The following is a 3,591-nucleotide window of genomic DNA, read 5'->3' as shown; positions in this document are numbered from 1 at the left end:
AGGTGTGAGGCACACCTAAGTGGGAACCCCAAAAAAATGGGGAAAAACACTTGACAAAACCAGAGAAACCTGGTAATATGTCAAATGTTCAGTGCAGATCAAAAGGTCTGTGTCGACTTAGTCGGTGCTGATTGCAGTGAGGGTCCACCCGTTCCCATTCCGAACACGGCAGTTAAGCTCACTTGCGCCGAAAATACTTGGCTGGCGACGGCCCGGGAAGATAGGTAGTGCCGACACAAAGAGGTTTGAGCTTCTCAAGCCTCTCAATATTCCTCCTTAGCTCAGTTGGTAGAGCATGCGGCTGTTAACCGCAGGGTCGTTGGTTCGAGTCCAACAGGGGGAGCCATTTCTGTGCATGAGCCGTCACAGGTTTGTGACGGCTCATGTAGACAGAACAGATCGACGACATGGGCCTTTAGCTCAGTTGGTTAGAGCAGCCGGCTCATAACCGGTCGGTCCCGGGTTCGAGTCCCTGAAGGCCCACCATACAGGGGTATAGCTCAGCTGGTAGAGCATCGGTCTCCAAAACCGAGTGCCGAGGGTTCGAATCCTTCTGCCCCTGCCACAAAAATAACAGCGGAAGCTGATTAAATAGATTCCCCCAGATGGCGCGGTAGTTCAGTTGGTTAGAACGCCGGCCTGTCACGCCGGAGGTCGAGGGTTCAAGTCCCTTCCGCGTCGCCATTTGCTGCTATAGCTCAGTCGGTAGAGCGCATCCTTGGTAAGGATGAGGTCGGCAGTTCGAATCTGCCTAGCAGCTCCACAATAACCGCTCTTTTCGTTGAGAAAAGGGCGGTTTTGTTGTATTTACGGAACTTTATCGCCGGGATAAAATAGGTGAGTTCCTGATTGACCACACAACCAGCCACAGACAGAGAAAAATTGGCCTCTGGAGCGCTTGACTCCAGAGGCCTTGCTACGTCTTAGCTCACCTTTTTCTTTTGCTTTAGCCGTTCTTTTTCCCCGGCGATCTCCGCATTCATCTGCTGGATCAGGTCTGCCAGCAGCCCCTCACATTCCTCTCTGGTTTGGGCGTACACATTGCGGGCGTGCTTTTTGCCGTCTGGCCAGATGGGGGAGTAGCGGCCTTCCCACAGATGGTCGTTGATCTGGCTGATACAACCGGTGCCTGGCTTGCGGCGCTTGCCCTTGTGGGGTTGAAAGGTGCTGGGGGCGGGTTTTCGAGGCGCAGTTTCGATGGGGTGCGGGGAGGTGCGTTTTCCAATCCCCTGATCAATTTTTGCCGCTGCGGTGCGCTGCATCTCGTCGGTGACATGGGCGTAGATGTTTAGGGTAGTGGTGCTGGACACATGGCCGATGATGGTGGAGAGGGTCTTGACATCCATGCCGTGTTCCAGGGAGGCGGTGGCAAAGGTGTGGCGCAGGTCGTGGAAGCGGATGTGCTTACAATCGGCCCGTTCCAGAACCGTGGACAATCGCTTCCGCACTGCCGCTGGGTCCATGGGGGAGTCCTCCTTCACTGGGGAGGGGAACATCCACCGAGAGGTACAGGTCTTTTGGTAGGCTTCCAGGACACCCAGAACCGGGGCGGCGAGGACAACGCTGCGGTTGGAGGCCTTCGTCTTTGGCTGGGACACCACCAGTTCTCCTCGCACCCGATGCACCTGCCGCTCTACCCGCAGGGCTCCGGTATTGAAATTCAGGTCATCCCATTGGAGAGCACAGATTTCGCCTCGGCGCAAGCCGGTGGACAGCTCCAGCAGGAGCAGTTCGTAGCACCCATCCTCTCTGGCTTGAATGAGAAGCCGCTGGATCTCCTCCGGGGTCAGTACCTGCATTTCTCTGCCCTTGGCAGAGGGCAGTTTGCACCCATCCGCAGGATTGCGGGCAATGAGGTGTTCCTCCACTGCCTGCTTTAATGCCCCGTGGAGGGTGGTGTGGATGCCCCGGATGGTCTGGTCGGACAAGCCTTCCCCATAGAGCTCTGTCCGCAGCAGTCTGCCGCCCTGCTTGGCTTGGGTGTAGAATTGCTGGATATCTCCGGTGGTCAGCTTGTCCAGGGGGATTTCTCCCAGAGCAGGGATGATGTGCTGATAGATGCGCCGCTCATAGGACATCTGGGTGTTGGGGCGCAGGTTGGGCTTCTTATAGTCCTGGTACCAGTGACTGAGCCAATCACCCAGCCGCACACTTGCCTTGGGCTGTTCCGGTGCAGGTGCTTCCAGCTGCTCTCGCAGTTGGGCCAGCTTTTTTGCACACTCTGCTTGGGTTTTGGCCAGGACATTTTTGGTGATGGGCAATCCTTTTTCGTTGCGTCCTACCACATATCGCCCCTCCCAGCGCCCGTCTTTTCTCAGGTGGATGCTGCCGTCGCCACGTTTTCTGCGTTTTGCCATGGAGCCATCTCCTCTCCTAAGTAATCGGTGAGGAAGCCGCCCACAATTTCGGCGGCTTTCTGGTGCATTTGGGTGGTGGTGTGGGTGTAAGTGTCCATAGTGAAGCTGGCTTTGGTGTGACCCAGGATGCTGGACAGGGTTTTTGCGTCCACGCCGCTGGATAGGGCATGGGTGGCAAAGGTGTGGCGGAGATCGTGGAAGCGGATGTCGGGCAGTCCTGTTTCCACCAGAATCTTTTTCAGTTGGTGGTAGGCCGTGCTGGGATTCATAGGGGCCTCCGGCTGCAGGGGATTATGAAAGATCCAGGGGGAATAGGAGTGCCGTTTGCGGATAGTCAGCAGCTCCGCTGTGCTGGCAGGGAGAACGATGGTTCGGGTACCGGCGTAGATCTTGGTGTCGCCCGCCACCAGTCGTCCACCCTTTTCTCTGCGCAAGGTGCGGCTGATCCGCAGAATTCCCTTTCGCTCATCCAAGTCAGACCACATCAGTCCACAGATTTCCCCCAGCCGAAGCCCAGTGGTCAGCTCTGTGTAGAAGAAGTTGTGCCAGATGGGGTCTTGGGCCACTGCATCCAGGAATTGCTCCATCTGCGCATCGCTGAGAACCTTCATGGCCTTGTGGGCCACTTTGGGAGGCTTCATATGATCGGCGGGGTTGTGGGGCATCAGTCTTTGGTCTACCGCAGATTTCAACGCATGGTGGAGGGTGTTGTGTATGCTGCGGACGGTGGTGGGGGAGAGGCCACGGTGCTGCCCTGGATGGGGATGCACTCTGCCCTGGCTTTTTAAGGTATCGTAGAGTTTTCGTAAGTCATCTGAGGTGATTTGAGTGAGCCTCTTTTGTCCCAGGTAAGGCTTGACGTGGTGGTCCAGGCTGTTGCGGTAACGCTCCAGGGTATTGGGGCGAAGCACGGAGGCCATTTGCTCCAACCAGCGATCCAGCCACGCCGAGAGGGTCATCTTGCTTTCTTCGGTCAAGTCCACGCCCTGATAGGCGTCAATGTTTTGTCGGAGTTTGGCTGTCAGTTCTTTTTGCGTGTTAGCGTAGATGTAGCGGAAGATGGAGTCGCCGTTCTCTTTGTGGCCGATGACGATGCGGCCTTCCCAGCGACCATCTTCCCGTTTGCGAACCATACCGTCCCCGGATGGTCTGCGTCTTCCCATAGTATCAATCCTCCTTTTGTATGTGGAGGCAGATGCCCTCTGTTTCCTCCTGAGGGGAATACAGGCCATCT

The 3,591-nt window shown here is 56.3% G+C and carries 2 protein-coding genes, 5 tRNA genes and 1 rRNA gene; 6 read left to right on the top strand and 2 right to left on the bottom strand.

Annotation, left to right across the window (positions count from 1 at the left end):
• The first annotated feature begins 120 nt into the window (after positions 1-120).
• From rrf to E0L15_RS11940, 6 genes are all read left to right on the top strand, one after another.
• Positions 121-236, top strand: a 5S ribosomal RNA gene (gene rrf / locus E0L15_RS11965).
• Positions 237-270: 34 nt separating this feature from the next.
• Positions 271-346: transfer RNA gene (locus tag E0L15_RS11960), tRNA-Asn, on the top strand.
• A 63-nt stretch (positions 347-409) separates the two neighbouring features.
• A tRNA-Ile gene (locus E0L15_RS11955) sits at positions 410-486 on the top strand.
• 3 nt (positions 487-489) lie between these two features.
• Positions 490-565: transfer RNA gene (locus E0L15_RS11950), tRNA-Trp, on the top strand.
• A gap of 42 nt (positions 566-607) precedes the next feature.
• Positions 608-684 (top strand) — tRNA-Asp (locus E0L15_RS11945).
• A 3-nt stretch (positions 685-687) separates the two neighbouring features.
• A tRNA-Thr gene (locus E0L15_RS11940) sits at positions 688-763 on the top strand.
• Positions 764-923: 160 nt separating this feature from the next.
• Here E0L15_RS11940 and E0L15_RS11935 read toward each other — a convergent pair.
• Positions 924-2,357: a tyrosine-type recombinase/integrase gene (locus tag E0L15_RS11935; RefSeq protein ID WP_168125769.1), complete on the bottom strand. Its 1,434-nt coding sequence runs from the start codon at positions 2,355-2,357 to the stop codon at positions 924-926.
• Positions 2,315-3,520, bottom strand: coding sequence for a site-specific integrase (locus E0L15_RS11930; protein ID WP_168125768.1), 1,206 nt, complete (start codon positions 3,518-3,520; stop codon positions 2,315-2,317). The genes E0L15_RS11935 and E0L15_RS11930 overlap by 43 nt, the downstream gene beginning before the upstream one ends.
• Positions 3,521-3,591: the final 71 nt, after the last annotated feature.

The sequence above is a fragment of the Pseudoflavonifractor sp. SW1122 genome (assembly GCF_012027765.1).
Taxonomy (GTDB): domain Bacteria; phylum Bacillota; class Clostridia; order Oscillospirales; family Oscillospiraceae; genus Enterenecus; species Enterenecus faecium.
Note: the sequence above shows the minus strand (reverse complement) of the source record. Positions and strands in the feature narration are given on the sequence as shown.

What these genes read in the sequence shown, in the direction of transcription:
- E0L15_RS11935 (WP_168125769.1), bottom strand. Translation starts at nt 2,357, where the DNA reads ATGGCAAAACGCAGAAAACGTGGCGACGGCAGCATCCACCTGAGAAAA.
- E0L15_RS11930 (WP_168125768.1), bottom strand. Translation starts at nt 3,520, where the DNA reads ATGGGAAGACGCAGACCATCCGGGGACGGTATGGTTCGCAAACGGGAA.